Annotated in this window: 20 protein-coding genes and 1 pseudogene; 13 read left to right on the top strand and 8 right to left on the bottom strand. The window is 50.5% G+C overall.

Annotation, left to right across the window (positions count from 1 at the left end; translation table 11 throughout):
* Nucleotides 1–43: 43 nt before the first annotated feature.
* The 5 genes from IPJ12_05940 (at nucleotide 44) to IPJ12_05920 (ending at nucleotide 4,009) form a co-directional block, all read left to right on the top strand.
* Complete coding sequence (locus IPJ12_05940) at nucleotides 44–316, top strand: hypothetical protein (GenBank protein ID MBK7646698.1); 273 nt, start codon at nucleotides 44–46, stop codon at nucleotides 314–316.
* Between the two features lie 395 nt (nucleotides 317–711).
* On the top strand, nucleotides 712–1,197 hold the full coding sequence (locus tag IPJ12_05935) for a hypothetical protein (protein ID MBK7646697.1): 486 nt from the start codon (nucleotides 712–714) through the stop codon (nucleotides 1,195–1,197).
* Nucleotides 1,198–1,468: 271 nt separating this feature from the next.
* The gene (locus tag IPJ12_05930; protein MBK7646696.1) at nucleotides 1,469–2,653 is read left to right on the top strand and encodes a hypothetical protein; all 1,185 of its coding nucleotides are present in this window, start codon (nucleotides 1,469–1,471) and stop codon (nucleotides 2,651–2,653) included.
* Between the two features lie 76 nt (nucleotides 2,654–2,729).
* Entirely contained in the window at nucleotides 2,730–3,002 is a 273-nt protein-coding gene (locus tag IPJ12_05925) for a hypothetical protein (protein ID MBK7646695.1), read from the top strand.
* A gap of 20 nt (nucleotides 3,003–3,022) precedes the next feature.
* Complete coding sequence (locus IPJ12_05920) at nucleotides 3,023–4,009, top strand: hypothetical protein (protein ID MBK7646694.1); 987 nt, start codon at nucleotides 3,023–3,025, stop codon at nucleotides 4,007–4,009.
* A gap of 21 nt (nucleotides 4,010–4,030) precedes the next feature.
* Here IPJ12_05920 and IPJ12_05915 read toward each other — a convergent pair whose 3' ends face one another.
* Nucleotides 4,031–4,264: a hypothetical protein gene (locus IPJ12_05915; protein ID MBK7646693.1), complete on the bottom strand. Its 234-nt coding sequence runs from the start codon at nucleotides 4,262–4,264 to the stop codon at nucleotides 4,031–4,033.
* Between the two features lie 120 nt (nucleotides 4,265–4,384).
* Here IPJ12_05915 and IPJ12_05910 point away from each other — a divergent pair, with 120 nt between their 5' ends.
* The 3 genes from IPJ12_05910 (at nucleotide 4,385) to IPJ12_05900 (ending at nucleotide 5,318) form a co-directional block, all read left to right on the top strand.
* Entirely contained in the window at nucleotides 4,385–4,612 is a 228-nt protein-coding gene (locus tag IPJ12_05910) for an AbrB/MazE/SpoVT family DNA-binding domain-containing protein (protein ID MBK7646692.1), read from the top strand.
* A 71-nt stretch (nucleotides 4,613–4,683) separates the two neighbouring features.
* Nucleotides 4,684–4,962 (top strand): type II toxin-antitoxin system ParD family antitoxin, encoded by a 279-nt coding sequence (locus IPJ12_05905; GenBank protein MBK7646691.1) that lies wholly within the window; start codon nucleotides 4,684–4,686, stop codon nucleotides 4,960–4,962.
* Entirely contained in the window at nucleotides 4,962–5,318 is a 357-nt protein-coding gene (locus tag IPJ12_05900; protein ID MBK7646690.1) for a type II toxin-antitoxin system RelE/ParE family toxin, read from the top strand. Before IPJ12_05905 ends, IPJ12_05900 begins: the two co-directional genes overlap by 1 nt.
* Here IPJ12_05900 and IPJ12_05895 read toward each other — a convergent pair.
* From IPJ12_05895 to IPJ12_05880, 4 genes and pseudogenes are all read right to left on the bottom strand, one after another.
* Complete coding sequence (locus IPJ12_05895) at nucleotides 5,315–5,671, bottom strand: hypothetical protein (GenBank protein MBK7646689.1); 357 nt, start codon at nucleotides 5,669–5,671, stop codon at nucleotides 5,315–5,317. The two genes, IPJ12_05900 and IPJ12_05895, sit on opposite strands and share 4 nt — an antisense overlap.
* Nucleotides 5,672–5,678: 7 nt before the next feature.
* Nucleotides 5,679–6,422 (bottom strand): site-specific integrase, encoded by a 744-nt coding sequence (locus IPJ12_05890; GenBank protein MBK7646688.1) that lies wholly within the window; start codon nucleotides 6,420–6,422, stop codon nucleotides 5,679–5,681.
* A 452-nt stretch (nucleotides 6,423–6,874) separates the two neighbouring features.
* Complete coding sequence (locus IPJ12_05885; protein MBK7646687.1) at nucleotides 6,875–7,270, bottom strand: hypothetical protein; 396 nt, start codon at nucleotides 7,268–7,270, stop codon at nucleotides 6,875–6,877.
* 3 nt (nucleotides 7,271–7,273) lie between these two features.
* Nucleotides 7,274–7,569 (bottom strand): annotated as a pseudogene (locus tag IPJ12_05880) (hypothetical protein).
* Nucleotides 7,570–8,070: 501 nt separating this feature from the next.
* On the opposite strand from IPJ12_05880, the gene IPJ12_05875 reads away from it, so the two are divergent.
* The 5 genes from IPJ12_05875 to IPJ12_05855 all read left to right on the top strand — a co-directional run bounded on the left by IPJ12_05875 (nucleotide 8,071) and on the right by IPJ12_05855 (nucleotide 13,856).
* Entirely contained in the window at nucleotides 8,071–8,697 is a 627-nt protein-coding gene (locus IPJ12_05875) for a hypothetical protein (GenBank protein MBK7646686.1), read from the top strand.
* Nucleotides 8,694–9,851, top strand: a complete 1,158-nt coding sequence (locus IPJ12_05870; GenBank protein ID MBK7646685.1) for a DGQHR domain-containing protein — start codon at nucleotides 8,694–8,696, stop codon at nucleotides 9,849–9,851. Before IPJ12_05875 ends, IPJ12_05870 begins: the two co-directional genes overlap by 4 nt.
* A gap of 68 nt (nucleotides 9,852–9,919) precedes the next feature.
* On the top strand, nucleotides 9,920–10,948 hold the full coding sequence (locus IPJ12_05865) for a ParB N-terminal domain-containing protein (GenBank protein ID MBK7646684.1): 1,029 nt from the start codon (nucleotides 9,920–9,922) through the stop codon (nucleotides 10,946–10,948).
* Between the two features lie 461 nt (nucleotides 10,949–11,409).
* Nucleotides 11,410–12,861 carry a DEAD/DEAH box helicase gene (locus IPJ12_05860; GenBank protein ID MBK7646683.1) on the top strand — a complete coding sequence of 484 codons (1,452 nt, stop codon included), beginning with the start codon at nucleotides 11,410–11,412 and terminating at the stop codon, nucleotides 12,859–12,861.
* Nucleotides 12,858–13,856 carry a ParB N-terminal domain-containing protein gene (locus IPJ12_05855; protein ID MBK7646682.1) on the top strand — a complete coding sequence of 333 codons (999 nt, stop codon included), beginning with the start codon at nucleotides 12,858–12,860 and terminating at the stop codon, nucleotides 13,854–13,856. Before IPJ12_05860 ends, IPJ12_05855 begins: the two co-directional genes overlap by 4 nt.
* On the opposite strand, the gene IPJ12_05850 is transcribed toward IPJ12_05855, so the two are convergent.
* The 3 genes from IPJ12_05850 to IPJ12_05840 form a co-directional block, all read right to left on the bottom strand.
* Nucleotides 13,840–15,339, bottom strand: coding sequence for an ATP-binding protein (locus IPJ12_05850; protein ID MBK7646681.1), 1,500 nt, complete (start codon nucleotides 15,337–15,339; stop codon nucleotides 13,840–13,842). The genes IPJ12_05855 and IPJ12_05850 overlap by 17 nt on opposite strands.
* A gap of 101 nt (nucleotides 15,340–15,440) precedes the next feature.
* Complete coding sequence (locus tag IPJ12_05845; protein ID MBK7646680.1) at nucleotides 15,441–17,033, bottom strand: radical SAM protein; 1,593 nt, start codon at nucleotides 17,031–17,033, stop codon at nucleotides 15,441–15,443.
* The gene (locus IPJ12_05840) at nucleotides 17,005–18,024 is read right to left on the bottom strand and encodes a DGQHR domain-containing protein (GenBank protein MBK7646679.1); all 1,020 of its coding nucleotides are present in this window, start codon (nucleotides 18,022–18,024) and stop codon (nucleotides 17,005–17,007) included. The genes IPJ12_05845 and IPJ12_05840 overlap by 29 nt, the downstream gene beginning before the upstream one ends.
* Nucleotides 18,025–18,199: the final 175 nt, after the last annotated feature.

Below are 18,199 nucleotides of genomic sequence, written 5' to 3'. Positions count from 1 at the left end.
GAAAAAGGGAAGGGAAGCCTTGACGCTACAGGCGGCATTTTGAATGAATCCGCATTCAATGGTGAGCGTCCTCAACGAAAAGCCGGTTCTGATGTTTGCATCGGACAGCTGTCTGCAGGGATTGCCTGGCCGGAATCGCAAATATGCATTGCTGCTGCCGCGTGCGGATTTTATCACGGCCGATTTCAAGTGCTGCAGTAGGCCAGGAAAGCAAAAAAGCCACACGAGGTGGCTTTTGTTTGCTGATTTGATGGGTTTGGTGCCGCTTGCCGGAATCGAACTGGCGACCTTTTCATTACGAATGGCCTCTAGGTAGGATTATACGGCACTCAAGGGGAACCAAGAGCAAGGCAATCAGCAGCTTACTGGCGACCCGCTGAGTAGCATTCCCAAAGGCTCCCGCCGAAGCACATGCCAACTGTGCCGCCATTGTGCCATGGCACACCGAAAAGACCAGTGGCATATTGGCGCAGAGCTTGAGGCCTTTCTGGCCTCGCTCCGCCAGCCCCTCCATTGAGGGAGCACCTCATTAACAATGGGGCGTTCTTATCACCCTATTTGATTATTCGCAAGCGAGCTAAGGGTTGAATTTTGCCCCGTTTGCCACTTGGATTTTGGCGCCTTAGCTCACGGGTAGAAGGCGAAGCGAAACGAGAGAATGTTTTCCAGATCGGCGCTGATCTCTCCCATCAACTTCCAAGGATTACCACCATGTTGCATACAGTCAATAAACCAGCATCACCACGGGTTGCCCCGCTCAGTATCACGAAAACCGTCCTTCCCACGACGAAAACCTTCGAGATCGAAATCGGCGTGACCAATAAAAAGCAGGTTTCTGCCGAAGCCACCTCCTATTGCGCTACCCCTGTCACGGAAGAGGCGGTCAAGGCCAGCGATGCTGCCAAACCGCCTCGCAAACGCAACAAGAAGCCACGCATTGAGGTACAGCCGATCCCGCTGGAAAACCTCAAGTGGCTGACGATTGCGCAGACATCGCTGCGCTACCCGGCATTCAGCCAAAAAGCGTTGCGGCATCTGGTGGCGAGCGCAGAGGCATACCACCGCTACCCCAAGGCGGGCCTGAAATCGAACGGCTTCATCCACTGCATTTGTCGCCCCGCCGGGCAACGCAAGATCGTGATCGAGGCAGAGAAATTCGAACAATGGCTCCAGAGCTTTTCGGTCGCAGCCAAGTAAGCGCAGAGACACACCTAAATATTGATGAAATGAGGAATACGAAATGAAAGACAAACCGAAAGCACCGCGCAAGAGCGAACTCAAGCCATTCGACCATCCGAACAATCCGAAAATCACGCACTCGCCAAAGCCTGATATGAGCAAGCGTAATACCATAACTGATACTGTATTTCGTACTGGTGTAGATACTCTCAGTAAGTACAGCCCTAGAGCTACTAGTACCAGTATGGTCTCCATGTCAGACCGTATAGCTCACATTGCTAGCTGTCTGATGGTAGATACACTGGCTTTTGATTTGCCGGATCGCCCGATTCGCGACCTTGGGTATGCATCCTGTCGGATCGACGAACTGGGTCAGGTACTGGCGAATTCGACGCTTTCCTATGCAGGTTCCTACTCGGAGGCAGGCAAGCAATCGTTCCGCATTGAGCATTCCGAAGCCGATCAGTGTCTGAGCACCGAGGGCAGTCCCTCGATGCGCTTCCAGAGCCACAACGTCGTTGCTTCCGGTGATGTCACTATGCTGGTCTATGCCATGATGGAACGCATCAACAAGGAGCACGGTTTGCAGTTGCCCGCCTCCGTTCTGTATCAATTGGCACTGGGGCGCCTGGCAGAAATGACGCGGATTGACGCTGCGCTCTTGCTCAAAGTACCTCAGGGCATCGAAAAGAGTGCGTTCATCAACGCCCTGGCCATCGCTGCCATCAAGAGCGGAACCAATACCAGCCTGTATATCGGAGAAACCGTCTATTTCGACCAGCACTCGCAGTCTGATGCCCAGAAAATCTACGACAAGGCCGCCGAACTGAACCGTGCCCGCAAGGGAGGCCTGCCTGACATTGATGGCGTGGAGGACTTGGAAGAACTGAATGAAGAAACGGTGCGCGTTGAGCCAGTGTTTCGCAAGAAGCGCCTGACCCGCATTGCCGCTAAGCATGGTGGCCTGCCGCATCCGTGTTTGTTCACCAAGGAAATGCTGGCCGAGATGGTTTTGGATCAACTGGACAAGTTTGCGTGCATCGGGCACGTCATGTGCAACCTTGACCCTCATGAGCTTTTGACTATTCCCTTGCCCTACCGGAGCACTGTCGCCCACTGGCAGAACCACATGAATCTGCGGAATATGGTCAAAAGCGAACGGGTTTTGAAGGAACACGCCCGTTACATCTGGCAGAACCACCAGATCAACATCTTTGCGCCGCCCCCGGATGATATTCAGGTGCCCATGATGCTGAACGACATTTTGGCGCCCGAAAACTTTATCCCTGTGCCCACGAAGATTCGCAGCAATCCCAAGCTCTTCTTTGAGTTGGACATGGAAGCCGAACGTAAGCGTCTGCTTCGTTTCCCCCGCTCAGGCATCGGCTTTTCGCCGGTATATCCCTATCGCCAGCAGATCGGCGGGGACGATGACGACCTTTTGGGGTTTAACGCTGGCCACGGCCAAATTTAGCACTGACTTGGCGGAGGTGGCGTATGGGCGCCGCCCCGCACCTAACAAACCAACAAACACTTTGAGAGCATTAGCGATGAAACCTATCCTTACGCTGGTAAAAAACCCTGAAACCGACGATAGCAACTGCTATGGGTACGACAAGATTCATATTTACGTCTTCAACTTTGATGGCAAGGGCGGTGCCCTGGTCAGTCATGACGATGATGTTGGATTCAGCACCTACTTCGGCCGAGACCTGTACAACCTTTTATGCGGAAGTCCGGTGGATGGCACGCGCTGGTATCAGCCTGAAACCAGCCTGAAAGAATCGACGTTTTGCTTCCCTGCCCCGCTAGGCATCCACTAACCAAGCGTTGAAATCACATCATGGACACGAAATCCTGCTTTTCCATCGACGCCAGCGACTTGTCGGATGATGCCCGCTGCAAGCTACCAGCACAGGGCCAGCAGCCCGCGCCGTTGGCCGCAATAGCGATGCGTATGGACGTGACGACTGATCTGGGCTGTCATCCCTTCGAATGCGGCACCAGCGTATATGCGGCTGGACGCGCTGCCTTGGCGTTGGCTCAAACTCAGTTGGCAGAAGCGGGTATCGCCCAATCCGAACTGGAACAACTACGCACCGCGAACGTCTCTGTGATGCAGGCTGTCGTTCCCTTCATTTTCCAGTTCGAAAAAATCAGCGAGGCCAAACTGTTTGCCAAGGCGCTCGATCAGCGAGCACGGCTGCTCGGACTCGAAATCCGCCATGACAAGGCCAGCAATTCAGTGGTTTATCGGGAGCAAGTCGCCGATGCTTCGGCAAGCGAAGGCCTTGCTGTCCGTGTAATGCCGTGGCCGCTGCAAAAGCTGATCCGGATTGACGCAGTGCTAGGTAGCAGTTACTTGGAAGGTCAGTGCCTCACTTCCCTTGAGCGCTGGCGGAATGCCTATCTTGAGAACCGCTATGAGCGGATTTTCAAGGAACGAGTGCGTCGTCTGTTCCGTCTTGAGGGCAATGTGGCGTTCATGCCGCCGGGCAAACACGTCTATGACCAACTCAGCCCCTTGGCTGCCGAATTGTTGAAGACATGTGTGGATGGCAAAGACCCGCTGACGTTTCACCGCTTTTGTGCAACATCCGGCATGCGTGACACCGAAAAAAAGCGGACCCTGAAGATGCTCAGCGAGCAGATTCTCGCGGCGTCCGGAATCAAAATCAGTTACCAATGGAAAAATGCGTTCCTGCCGCCTACGTTGTTGACCAGCAAGCTCGTGTATCCGGGCGACTTCCACCCGGACCAAGAAAATCTCAGCACGTATTTTTGTCAGCAGAACTGGCCCGTGTTGTTGGAGCGGCTTCGTTGCTCCTAGCAAACAAGGTAGCTAGGGCTATTAGTAAAGAAAGCTGAGCTTAAGCAAGGCGATCTTTACTGCAGGAGTGGCCGCAGCTAGGGCGGCAAAGCCTGCTGCCCAAGAGTTCAGTTTTGATGTGGCGTTCATAGCTTTCGTCAATTCAGCGTCCATGTCAAAGCCGAATTGAAATTTAACCAATGCTGATCTGGCCCAAAAAAAAGCAGAGACAGTCGCCAATAGAGCGGTGAGGAAATCAAAATATTCTTGATGCATTTTGGTTCTTGGGAATATACGAATGTTCGATTTTATACCGAAGCAAATGGCTGATGGCTGAGTAGCCTCACGGTCCTCAATTTGGTCAATATTGTTTATCAACGCTGAAAGGACCGGGAAATGGCAGTCAAGATCGGACGGCATGGGAACAGTTTGAGCCTGAGGCTCCCCGCTTTCGTTGCCCGGAGCATGAAACTCAAGGCCGGTGATTACGTCAGCCTGCGCTACCTTGATGATGGCTCGTTGCGGGTGGTTCCGGTGAACGAGGAACGGATTATTCCCGCTGGCCTAGATGGTGTTGGGAAGACTTGCTCAGATGCCAGCGAGCAGGTCGAAACCGAATGGTAGGGCCATCACCTTGTTGCCCCCGGCTTTATGGCATAGTATGCCAATATGAAAACTTGGCTTAGGAGGTTCCCATGCCAACCCGAAACGTTGTCCTTACCGACCATCAGGCTCATTTTGTTGAGCAGCTAGTCACCTCCGGGCGTTACCAGAACGCCAGTGAGGTATTGCGCGAAGGATTGCGGCTGGTCGAGCGCCGGGAGTCCGAAGATGAAATGCGTCTGTCGGCCTTGCGCGATGCAGCCAAAGTCGGCATTGCAGACATTGAAGCAGGCAACTTCCGTAGTTTTGACTCTGCGGACGTGCTTGGTCAGCATCTGGCAACGCTGACCTCCGAAGTGATTGGCGCGTAGTGGGTGGGGGTTCTTGGACGGTTCGCCTATCGGCTGCTGCCGAGGCGGATTACCGTCAGATTCTGCGGTGGACGGTCGAGAATTTCGGTTCGGCACAGGCGCGGAGTTATGCCGATACGCTGTCATCCGCGTTGAAAGCCTTAAGCGTCGGCCCCGCGATAATCGGGGTCAAGGAACGGCCCGAAATCGGCAACCATATCCATACGCTCCATGTTGCTCGGAACGGGCGCAAGGGTCGACATTTTGTCATGTTCCGCGTCGGCAGTATTCAGGGGGGCAATGTGATTGATGTACTCCGGCTGCTGCATGACAGCATGGACTTGGAACGGCATTTGCCACCTGCCGAGCATAGTTAAGGTGCGTTGATTTCGGTCTGCCAGACTGATTCAGACCAGACTTCGATCCAAGAATTTACCGTGACTAGCCAGATTGCCGAATCGCTGAGCAAAGCATGTCTGTCGCACACCGCCATGGGAATGGTAGGCCGCATTGTCCAATACTCGGCCACTACCCGCAGGCTGCCGCATTCTGCGTTTAGCCCTGCCAGCGAATCAAGGCCACACAGGCCAAGCCAAGGTTGGTCAGCCCGCGTATCCTCCACCAACACGAAGGGCACCGGGAAGCCGAGAAACTTTGGCAAACGAATCCGGCGCTCCTTGCTGATCGAAATCCGTGTGGCAATCGGGTACGAGTATTGGATAGTTACCATACCAACCTCACAACAGCGAAGGAATGCGGCGCCGCTTCCCGATGCGAACATACTTCTGCAAGGTCTGCTCGGAGCGGTGGGCTGTAACCTGCATCAACTGATAGCTCGGAATTCCGGCAAGCACGCCCTCGGTCACGAAGCCTGCTCGCAACGAATGCCCAGAGTATTTCGCTGGGTCGCGGCCAGTCAGTTCGATTATTCGCTTCACGATCTGCGAAACTGCATGTGGGGTTAGTGGCTGTTCGCCAATCTGGTCGTGCCGGTTGATCGGCCTGAACAAGTAGCCTTCGGTGATGCCGGATACCGTCTGCCAGTGTTGCAATGCCAGCCGCGGGCAACGGCTGCCATGGGCGTTTGGCAGGAACTTCACGAAGCCAGCACCGCTCTGGTCGACTTTCGAGTGGCGCAAGGTGATTTCGATACCGCTATCCAGCCAGGCAATGTCTTCGCAGCGCAAAGTTGCCAACTCGCTACGCCGGAACGCCCCCACCCACCCCACGATCAAAAGCGCAGAATTGCGGGCAACCTGCATCGGTTTCCCCTTGCCTGCCACGACCAGCATTTCGAGCAGATCATCTTTCACGATGGCCGTAGCCTGTTTGGTGGCAATACCCTTGGTACGCCGGATACCTCGCAGCATGGCCTTGATGCGTTGGTGATGCACTGGCGAAGGTTCGCCAGCCTCCAAATGCGCGACATGCAGACTTATTAGCCGCCGCTCGATTGTCTTGACCGCCAGATGCCCGGCCATCTTGGCAAGGTAGGCAGGGATCTGGTCAACGGTGGCCGGAATGCAATTGCTACTGTCGGCTTCCAGAAAGTAGTGCAAATCTTTCCCGTACTCCTTGCGAGTAGATTGTGCTTTCGAGGCTGCCACGTAATCGGCCTCGGTCAGAGTGGCCGATGATGCCTGTTCGTTCATGTTGAAAATCCTTGTGCTGAGTCCATACCGCCGACGCCGATTCAAAGCTTCGCAAACTGAGTCGTTTTCGTACGTCAGCGGTTTTTGAAAATGCGGCACGATGCCGCAGGGCAAGACCGGTTGTGCCGGTTCAGCCTCTTGTGTACCTGCAGCCACACGTTAGGAAAGTGCTGTCGGCATGTTCGTTTATGGCGAGATATTCAGAGGCTATGTTTCCAACATCCCGGAGGTGGCTGATGGAAAGTGAGCACTTGTTGACGCGGCGGTTTGGCTGGCCGGTGTCATGGTCTTGCTGGCGGGATGTGCTTCGCTTTTCTCGGTGCGTAATCGCTGGTGTAATGCTGGCACCCTGCCATGAGCAAATGCGCGGTCGCGGCCAGGTCGCCCAGATCGGCAAGCAGCCATCCAATTGCCTCTATGGTGTTGGCCGGGAATTCCCCTGTGCCGATTTCGGGAGACGCATACACCAGCAACTCCCCGATGGCTGACGTACCCAGATGCACGGTGCGCAGGGTAGTTTCAGCATGGCGTGCAATATCTACCAGCAGATCGGCGTCAGCAGCCTCGTAGTCGATTTCGCACTTGTCTCGAATCGGCAGATGCGGCATCAACAACATGAGGTCGCGCATTGGGCGCTCGGCTTTGGTAACTTTGCGTTCGTTCTGTTCGTCGAGCATGGATCAATACTCAGAGGGAAATAGCAAAGTAGTTACTGAGCGATCCGCCTCAGTAATGATCCAGATGCGCTCACCGGCAATCGTGTATGTACTGAGAATGCGAAACCCTTGCTTGATGCTTAGCTGGTTCTCGGCTTTGTCTTCTTCATCGATGTCGCCGAAATCGCCGGTGACGTGACGCTTGAGGTAATGGCGTGCATCAATCTGATGCTGCTCGAAATGTCTGAGCAATGCGGGGTGGCGACGATCTGCCCCAAAGAAAACAGAGGCAGCTTGGAACTGCTGGATTCGTTACTCATGGCGTAATCTCCATTGAAAGGAATGAAGCCATGCATGCCAATCGGACGCACCAATGCAAAAAGCCAAGGGCTGGCCTTGGCTTTAACATTTCTAGAGGGAAACAATGTTGGAGGTGCGCTGTCTAGCAGCGTGGCGCGGTACCGTTTGGTTGCCGCGTTTTCACGTTACAGCGGGGCTGTGTACGATGTCCATCTGCTGCTGACTTTGATTGCTCTAATCAACTCATCGTCTTCGAAGGAGGGGGGCTGCCGATATCCCATTGACACGAGTTTTGTGTAACGCAATACGATGCTATGTATCGAGGCGGGAGTTGTGTGGAAGAAACTGGGCGGCTTGTCGCCTTGTTGTTGAGGATTTTTTACCGATCCGGGGATTTTATGCCCTGAGATATACGACTGGATGAACTCATGGCATCATCATGACCTGCGAGTCCTGTCGTCAGCGCGATCAAACGCTAGGCTTCTATAAACATTACATCAAGCCATAAGTTCGTACCATCTATGTCATCTACCCAAAACTCACCTCCGTTGTTCGCTGCAATACGGCGAGCTATTTCGGATAAATATTCGTTAATTATTTGGTTTTTTGCGATCAATGTCGTTGTCGGATCAGCAGGAATTTGGGTTCCGTTGATTCCGGAGATTAAGCATGGGTGGGTTTCTATTAATTCAAAGATGTTGGAGGTGTTGCGGTCCGGAGGGGCATATACGTTCTTGCTTGCCTACCTCGCAGCCACGTCTGGTTATCTCATCACTGAGTACGTGGAAAATAGCGATGAGCACTTCCGGTCTCAGAAGGCTGCACTGGTAGCTTTTGCTTTTATCGTCGGAGTGGTTTCCGCACTTTTAACACTTGACTCGTTTTCAATACCTGTTCCTCCTAATGGACCTGCCGAAACTACTGTTGGGGATTGCATTCAAATTTCTCTAACGTTCCTTTCCATCATCATCGGATTCTGTTTGGCATTACTACAGTGGGCAGGGGCCTATAGTCTTGATGCCCTCCTGGATAAATCTCAGGCAGATGAGAAATCCAAGGCCAAGAAAATGATGTCAGGTGCTCGTTCGCACGGGACCGCCAAGGCAATAAATGAAGTCGAAGTAAAAGGCAGGAAAGTTAAAGTATGAAAAACACTCTAGAAATTTCTTGTGTAGCTGTTACGCAACCCATCGGGACGTTCTACATAGGGTGCGTGCCTGCCACTCTCTTGCTGGAAAAAACACGCATTGAACGCCGTGGGCTTTCAGAATCAGAGAGATTGAATGTTCAGAGACGTTTGAACACCTCTCGGACGACAGAAATTGCCGACTACACAAGGCGAATTAATGCTACTTTCCCCACGTCGATTATTGTTGCTGCAGATGGTGACAATCTTCATTTTGATCCTGAGCGTTCAAAACTGATAGTTGGTAAGGAAGTAGAAAATCCAACAACAAATGGCGGAGGGGCGATTTATGAAGCTCTCGGTGAGGATGATTCACTGGGTCTTGTGATCGATGGTCAACATCGCATTGAAGGATTACGCAAGGCCGCCAAAATTCACGGGAAAGACATCCTCAATAATTTCGAGATGCCCGTTGTATTCATGTTCGATATGTCACTCGAAGATATGGCCGAAGTGTTTAGAACCATCAATTCAAAACAGCGTCCCGTTGATCCATCTTTAATCATCGATTTGTTTGGACTTGCACGAGATAGAAGTCCTCGGAAAACCTGTCACAGCCTAGCATTGGGCTTCAACGATACCGAAGGCAGCCCGCTTTGGCATGGTCTAAAGATGCTGGGGAAGCGACAGAACGACACAGAGTATCTGTCCCAAGGAAGTTTTGCTAAATATGTGTTACCGATGATTTCGAGGGCGCCAGATGATGACGAGTTGCGCCTTATGAAAAATCTCGAACTGCCACCTGATCCAAGAGCTCCGCTGAGGGAGTTCTTTATCGATAAACAAGATGAATTGGTAAGCCGTATACTTTGGAACTACCTATCTGCTGCGCAAACCGTTTTCCCTTTAGAGTGGGATGAAGCGCCGAAGGAGCACCTTCTCAGAAAGACCGTAGGATTTTCTGCGTTGATGAAGGTCTTTACCGCCATATGTCCGCAAATGCTAGATGCTGGAGATGTCTCTGAAGATGCCTTCGTACTTTTCTTCGCTAAGTCGAGAGATGGGCTTGGTTCTCAGCCGTTTGCCAATTCTCGTTATGCCTCAAGCGAAGCAGAAGCCAGCCGTATGGCGAGGGCCATATTAAATGCGGCTGGAATAATCACCGCTGGCAAATAAGCTAGGCAGAATCAGCAACGTTTTACGGAACTTGAAGCGTTGATGATTCTGCAGATCAAGGAGAAAAAATGTCCGAACTGACTATCCAATATCTGCCCGTTAGCAAGATTATCCTTGACCAGCGGAATCCTCGCGTCGCTCCAGCACTGGAGTCTATTGAAGGTGACCCCCCGCAAAATTTCATTGAACTCGCTCTTGGGCAGTTCGCCCCTGACGACGAGGACAAGGGGGCCTCAACAACATTTTCAAGCCTGAAGGCATCTATCCGGTCTTATAAAGGGTTGATCAACCCCATCGTCGTGACACCGCGAGATGACGGCACCTATGTGGTGATCGAGGGGAATACCCGCGTATCGATTTTTCGCCAACTTGCCATTGAAAAGGCGCCTGGGTCGTGGGATAAAATCCCGGCAATTGTTCGCCCTGATATCGAGGAGGATGGCGAGCATGCCATACGTCTGCAAGCACATTTGGTTGGTCCGCGTCAGTGGCGACCATACGCAAAAGCTAAGTACCTGCACGCGTTGTACACAGAGAATAAGCTCTCTATAAACGAAATTCTGGATTACTGCGGTGGTAATGCCAGAAAACGAGAAATCGAAGAGTACATATCCGCCTACACCGACATGCAGAATCACTACATTCCCTTGGTCGGTCAGAATCAGCCAGATTACTCCCGGTTTAGTGCATTCGTCGAATTGCAGAAGCCGCAAGTTAAACAGTCCGTTGTTAAGTCCGGTTTCTCAATGGATGACTTTGCACAGTGGGTGCACGACTCGAAGATCAGCCCGCTGAATACCGTTCGGCAGCTCCCTCGCATCCTGTCAAATGGAGAGTCGAAGAAAAAATTCCTGTCGCACAATGCCAGGGAGGCCATGAAGGTATTAGAGCAGCCGAACACAAATGCTGCGATCAAAGAGGCTTCACTAGAACAACTCGCCAATGCCCTTTCGAGCAAGATCAGAAGTCTCAACTGGCCTGACGTTAAAGACCTCAGCGAAACGCACGATTCTCTGCGAGCTCAAGCACTTTCTGATTGTTTTGAAGAGCTTCGCGACCTCTGCAAACAGACGGGCTTAATCGCTGAGAATGAGTGAGAGCGGGCACCACCGTAGCCTTGTTCTGGCGTTAACGAAAGAGATTTCCATTTACCATGGCTGGGCTTTCTCCCCGATCATTTATTGCGATGTTCAGGATGAACTCATCAATGATCTGCCGCCAATCATCGGCAGCAATAGGCCTGACGTATTTGCCCACGATATACGCACGTCAATGGTGATCATTGGAGAGGCAAAGACCTCAAATGATATCGACAATAGCCATACTCTTACGCAACTTGACTCCTTTTTTGCTCACCTTCGAAATCAGCCCGGGGCAGAATTTTGGATGGCAGTTCCATGGCTCAGTGCTGGAACTGCTATGAGAGTTTGCTCACGCGCACGAAAAACATCGGACGCTTTGCATATTCCTATCCGGGTTGTTGCTTTCATGATCGGAAATTTCAGTCATAGGAGAATATGGTGTGAATAATTTCCGATTTCGTCTTCGTTCCGAACCAGTGTTGGAGCCGAAGTACAAGGCATTTCCCTATCAGGAAGAGGCCGTGGAGTTTGTGGCCACAAGAGATTACGCTGCCATCTTTCATGAGCAAGGGCTAGGTAAAACAAAAATAGCTATCGATGTGATGCTCCGTTGGCTCCAAAACAAAGAAGTCGACACCATTCTAGTGTTTACTAAAAAGGGGCTTGTAGCCAACTGGGAGAGGGAGTTTAAGGCACATAGCCAGCTAACGCCTTTGGTCTTAAGTGAGAACTCGACCAAGAATTACTATGTTTTTACCACACCGACACGACTTGTATTGAGCCATTTCGAGGCTGCCAAGAAAGAGCAGCGCCGATTCGCCGCATGGTTGTCGTCTCGGCGCGTAGCAGTAATCATTGACGAGTCAGCCAAGATCAAAAACCCGGAAGCAGACCTGACCAAGGTTTTTTTTGAGCTTTCTCCGCTATTCACAAAGCGGGTGATTATGACGGGCACCCCTGTTGCGAACCGCCCCTATGATCTATGGGCTCAAGTGTTTTTTCTTGATGGCGGAGCATCCTTGGGAGCGGATTTCCAAGAATTTAAGCGTGAGACAGACTTAACGGCAGACCTTCAGCATGATCCAAAAGCTTTTGAGGTATATCAGCATCGACTTGAAGGCATTAACAAAAAAATATCTGCGTTTTCCATACGGGAAACAAAGGATGGCGGTCGAATCACTCTTCCATCTAAGGAGTTTCAACGCATCGAGTGCGACTGGGAACCTGCTCAGTTCGAACTTTATCGTCAGGTCCGCGAGGAGCTACGAGCACTGATCGTCCGAGATGGCCAATTGGTCGAAGACAATCAAGAGTCAATACTGAAACGTTTGCTGAGGCTAGTCCAGATTTCGTCTAACCCGGCGATGATTGACGAAAGCTATACTGCCGAGCCAGGAAAGTTCGAGCCGTTATATAACCTGCTGACTGATATTACCCGACGAGGCGAAAAGGCAATTGTCTGGACTAATTTCAACGAGAATTGCGATTGGCTCGTAAAGAAACTTGCTCCTTTTGGTGCCCACCCACTCAATGGCCGAATGTCTATGGAGCGACGGAATACAGTCGTAAAATGGTTCTTGGAGAATCCTGAGGATCAGGTGTTGGTGGCAACACCTGGTGCGGCGAAGGAAGGATTGACACTAACGGTTGCTAACCACGTTATCTTCTACGACAGAACCTACAGTCTTGATGATTACTTGCAGGCCCAAGACCGGATACACCGTGTTTCTCAGACTAGAACATGTTATGTATACAACATGCTTATGGTTGATTCCGTTGATGAGTGGGTAGACTGTTTGCTTGAGGAAAAACGACTCGCGGCACAATTGACGCAGGGTGATATAGACGCAAAAGCTTACGCAGAACGAGCTACGCTCGGTTTCTACGAAATCTTACAAAGGATTCTTGGGGGAAATCAGGATCAATGAGTACGTTTCAAGAAGACAGCATCACGCTGCGTAAGCGTGAAATCAAAGTGAAGACGGGATACCTACCGCAGGCTGAATTATCGTTCTACGCTGAAAATCCACGTATATATTCAATAGTCTGGAAAGACAACGATGCTGCGCCAACTCAAGAAGAGATTTTTGATGCGCTCTCGAAGGCTGACCATGTACGTGAAACGTTGGTGCCAAGTATTAAGAGCAATGGCGGTTTGATTGAACCTGTACTCGTTCGAAAAGGTGTTCTACTAGAAGGTAATAGCCGACTAGCAGCCTACCGACTTCTCGCCCAGAAAGATCCTAAAGCTTGGGAAAATATTCGTGTTCGTATTCTTCCAGATAGCATTACGGACAGTGAAGTCTTCTCCCTGTTGGGCGAGTTTCACATTGTCGGAAAAAAAGACTGGGCTCCCTTTGAGCAAGCTGGCTATCTGTATCGTCGTTTCAAGACTCACGGAATTGATGAGAACCAGTTGCATACAGAAGTAGGACTAACGAAGTCCAAGATCAGACATTTGATCAGTGTGTACGGATTCATGCTTGAGGTTGATGATAGAGACCCTGCTCGGTGGAGCTATTACGATGAGTTGCTCAAGGGCCGGCGTTTCGACCACGCAAGGGAGCTTTACTCCGACTTCGATAAGAAGATCGCAGGGCTAATACAGGATGAGTCGATTGAGCGAGCAGTTGATGTAAGAGATAACCTGCCAAAGATCGTCAAGGTTGGCGGTAACACGCTCAAAAAATTCATGAATGGAACCTTGTCATTTCATGACGCGGTACAAGATGCTCATTTGCGTGGAGCGGGGAATTACTACACAAAGAAGTTTTCAGATTTTAAGACTTGGCTAGCGGATGATCATATTGATTCTGAAATCATGAGCATCCCTGCGGAAGAAAAAAAGCAACTCGCCTATGTTTTAAATAGAATCGAAACGCGAATCAAGCAAATCACGAAGAAGGTCAATGGGGCGCACTAACGGCAGCAACAATATCAATCGCAGTTTTAGTCCCTACTTTTGCCGAGCGGGCATTTGAGAGTACAACTTTCAGTGCCTTGAGCAGAGCCGCTTCCGTTGCACTGGAGAAAGCTTGATTGTTAATCGAGTCTCGCTCTTCAACCGCCTCGCCAAGAATGTAAATTTCGTTGGTTAGTTCTTCTAGGCGGCTCAATGCTGACAGATGCTCCTCAGTGCCATCACTAAGTTTTGTTACTTCCTTTTTTGCTTTGAGGATGTGTTCGTCAGTTAGTCCTAGTAATGCCTTCTTCAATAGCATTGGTGTTTCTGCTTTCTGTGCCAAGCCAAACCAATCATCGATGGTCTGGAAGTGAATCTGCACAGTTCTCAGGTGTTGGCGTTGCTTAGAGCGTGTACGAATCTGGTGCGCGAGCTCGTTCGCTCTTACCCCCAACTCTGACAGCAGCCAAGAGTAATGAACAGTATGTTCGAAGTCATCACGGCGTCCGTTGGGAACGATCTTCTTCGATGCAACGTGAATGTCGCCAACTGTCCATGACGCGAATCGTTGCTCTGGATAAAGTGGGGCGAGTAGTGATTCATCCCCTACCTGGATGTTCCCAGCGCGTAGCCGAATTCCACCAAGCCCAAGTTTTTTTGGAATGGCTCCCATATAAGCGTGATCGCCAATCCAACCGAAGGCAGCAACCGCTCCCTCGTCATCGTTAATCTCTATGAACTCTATGTTTCGTAGGCCATCGGTGACTTTGGGATTGAACGGAATTGTATTTCGCGCTCTGTGATAAATCGGACCCGCGTTGTCATTTAATTCGACCCGAATGGGAGGACGAATCCCTCGCTCTGTTAGAAAAGTCTGGATCTGATCTCCAAAGCGGAAATCTGGATGAAACGGAACTGGCGCGACTTGGGACAAGTATGAGCGGATCGACTGCTCATTCATCAAGAGATCATTTTTAAGACGACTGACCTTGCGCATTTCAACTTCAAAAAAACGCTCGGCTTTATTCGTAGCGGATATTTCTTGGTGGGTTACAACTTCCCGAATGATGTCGATTAAGCTACCTGAATAGCTCAGGTCTCTGATCTTTTCTCGAAGAGCGCGGTTATCCCATTTGACCTCGATAATTTTGGCATCACCCTCGGCCTTCCCTCGAAAAACTAATTCGTGGCAGTAGCCCAAGCCGGATAATCTTCCGACCCCACGAAAGCCTCGAAGGTCTGTCCCTCGCTTGTGACTGGCACCGATAGCGGTAATGCGCTGAACAAATTCTGCGTTTGGAATACCTAGGCCATTGTCTCGAATACGTACCGTGCGACTTGAGTGATCAAGGTTGATAACGATATGCGGATCATCCATCGACAACCCTGCAGTTCGGGCTTCATCAATGGAATCGGCGGCATTCTGAATGTATTCACGATAGATCGTTAGAGGGTCTACATACATCGCGTTAGCGAGAAGCTCAAGGATGTCCTTGCCGATCACTATGTCTGAGTCGACTAGTGTTTTGGTCTTTGGAGTGATGCTTATTGCGGAAATTGTCATTTTTCTTATAGAAACAAAATCAAACTATCGGTGGGTACAAGCTATGCGAGTTCCGGTTCTGCCAGACCGGCATCTTCAACCAACTCATCAGCGGGGATGTCTGCTCTTGCTTTCTTGCTTTCCTGCAATCGCAACTTCATCACTTTCCAGATTTCAGCTTCTTCATCCTTTGGAATCGGCACGTAATAGTTCAGTATTCGATTGACCTTCGTGCTATCCGCCTTACCAATCAATCCTGCGAAGCCGCTAGGCGTTTTGCTGGACAGTAGCCCTGCTAGTTCTTGGCGCTCAGTATCAGACAACTGATCGAACTCCGATTGAAATGCATCGAGTTCTGGACGACCTTCGTGATACTGATACCAGAATCGGTTGAAAAGGTAGTGTTGAGGACGAAGTAGCAGTTTCTCGAATTCAATCTTGCTGTCGCCAAAGGCTTCGCGGAAGAAATCAGGCGCTCCACTCACGATTCCGTGCGTAGCTTGCAAAATAATTTGCATAGAACGAAGGCCATATCCGGTCCAGTGCTCGCCTACATGAGACCGATCGGGCAGGTCTGTTGGCTGGTAGCGCATTGGAAAGGAGAAAATACGAATATTCAGAGATTCGTTCAAGTCAATATTGAGCCGCATCCGCTCATACAGGTCCGATGGCGTGTCCTTGAAGTTATAGAGCATGTAGTTGGACAAGTCATGTAGCCCAACCTCATGCGCCATATGGATCGCTGTCTCATAGGCTTTTCTAACGCCAAGGTGGTCGAAGGCAATACGTAGTGGTCGAATTGCGATTGTGGACATCTCTTGCAAGTACATTTTGTCCTTGCAAAGAATTCGCGCATCGACACCCTGATTGAAATCCACGCGTCGTTGTACCGCAGGCTTGCCTGGACGACGAAGTGTTGCGCCTTTCTCGAACCCAATATCGCGAATCTCGGCGATGATGTTTCGGTAATTGGGGGATGCTACGACGTTGTTGTCCATCAACATCAGGTCACGCTTCACCCCGTGGCGTGCGTCGATAGCCTTGATCAACCCAGTAATTGATTGCGAATCTCGTTGCTCCCCTTCTAATTTCGGAACGCCGCAAAAATGGCATTTACGCACGCAACCGCGGGAGGCATAGGCAAAGTAGGCATCATTTACCGGATAGACATACTGTTCGCTAATCTGATCAAGGATTGAGTAGTCTGGTACCAAGTCTTCAATCGGCGTTCCTGATGCATCACTGGAATACAGTTCCTCAGAAAAATCGTCGAGCTGTAGCGAAGGAGCTGGTGGGGCTGACAGCAGTCCACTAATAAATCGAACACCACGCCAACGAGGTTCGGCCATGAACCGTTCATGCATTAAGGAAGCTGCGATGCCACCAACGAAAACCTTGGTCGTATCGTTCTTTACGATAGAAATAGCGAAGTCGATGGACTTGGCTATCTCCTTCCACTCGAAGGAAAAAAGTGTCGTGACGTAAATGCGGTCCCAGTTAACGTTGAAAACAGACCGATCTTTGTCACCCTTTATGAATTTGACATTGTCTTTCTTGCCATGTGGCCCATGATATGCGGCAAGTTTCATCAAGCCGAGTGGGGGGTACTTGTTTTTGTAGCCAGGCTCAATGAGCAGAATGTTCTTGTTTGCCATAAGTAATGTATTTTAAGTGCTTCTTAGAACGCATCTGGCGCAATAGTTCAAGTGCGGCATCTGCACCGCTGGCGCCACCAAATCCCTTTAGCGGTCCTTTGTTCGACCAGTCGACGGAATGGAGAAAATCAGACAAAGCGGTAACGAAGTAATCGAGGTCGCATTGTTGCCCCTTATTTGCAGCCTCGCGATATAGCTCTCCTGCCAAACTCATCAGGCAATAAACACCAATTCCTTTGGCTAACATGTGCTGGCGAGGATTCTTCCACTCGTCAGCAAGCACTAGCACCACGGCATTCCAAAAATCGATCAATATGTTGGCGGTATTTTTTTCGACTTGTTTGTGGGATAGCCCCGCTTCACGTAAGAATCGGCGTGTCGCCTTCTGCATAGTACGGAGCGATGCAATTCGCATTGGTCCAGTTGTGCGGTTTCCACCAAGGTCTAATCGTTGATACCAAGGCGAACGCTGGTCCTCATGCAAGACCAATGAGAGAAATAGCTCTGGTTTTGCTAACTTGAGATCATTTCCGACAAGACGAGCTTCCGTGAAATCAAGAAGGCTACCGCTCAACCCTTTTGCCTTCCCGTTGATTACCCGAAAAATCTCCATTTCTTCGTCGATTGTTAGACCGACATAAGCCATGAAGGCAAAGGGAATGGGGCTTTCTCGCAAATATCCTAGTCGATGCTGACAATCCACCTGCGCCATGACAGGCCCTTGCATGACATCAATGCTCAGGGTTGCTCTGGACGAGTTGGTACTAACCTTCCAACCCGGAAGCCCCGGGCGGAGATTGAAGGTCAAGGGGATAGTCGTTGCCCCTGACTGTTGAATGTACCGTTTAAACTCTAGGCTATGCTCTCGATGAAACCGGCGCTGATACCCTTTGCCTGTAACTTCATCTAAAGCATCCGGAAAGCTCACTTGGCTTAGCTCTGCTGCGGTGGCAAATCCGAGAAATACTTCCCGGTCTCCACAGCGACCCATCAATCCTTCGATTTCCAGCACGACTGCCTTTCACAAAATGCAGTTAATGGCTGCAACAACAGTTGGAAAAAACCAGTGTGCTATTTAATCACAAGGAAAAAGCGTTGTCGATCCCCGTGTTTTTTTAGGAAAATGCAGCGAAATAATGCAGTTAGTGATCGTTAGTAGATCAGCA

It is taken from the genome of Betaproteobacteria bacterium, assembly GCA_016709965.1.
Classification (GTDB): domain Bacteria; phylum Pseudomonadota; class Gammaproteobacteria; order Burkholderiales; family Rhodocyclaceae; genus Azonexus; species Azonexus amarohabitans.
The sequence above is the reverse complement of the archived record's forward strand: the minus strand, read 5'-3'. Positions and strand labels throughout refer to the sequence as shown.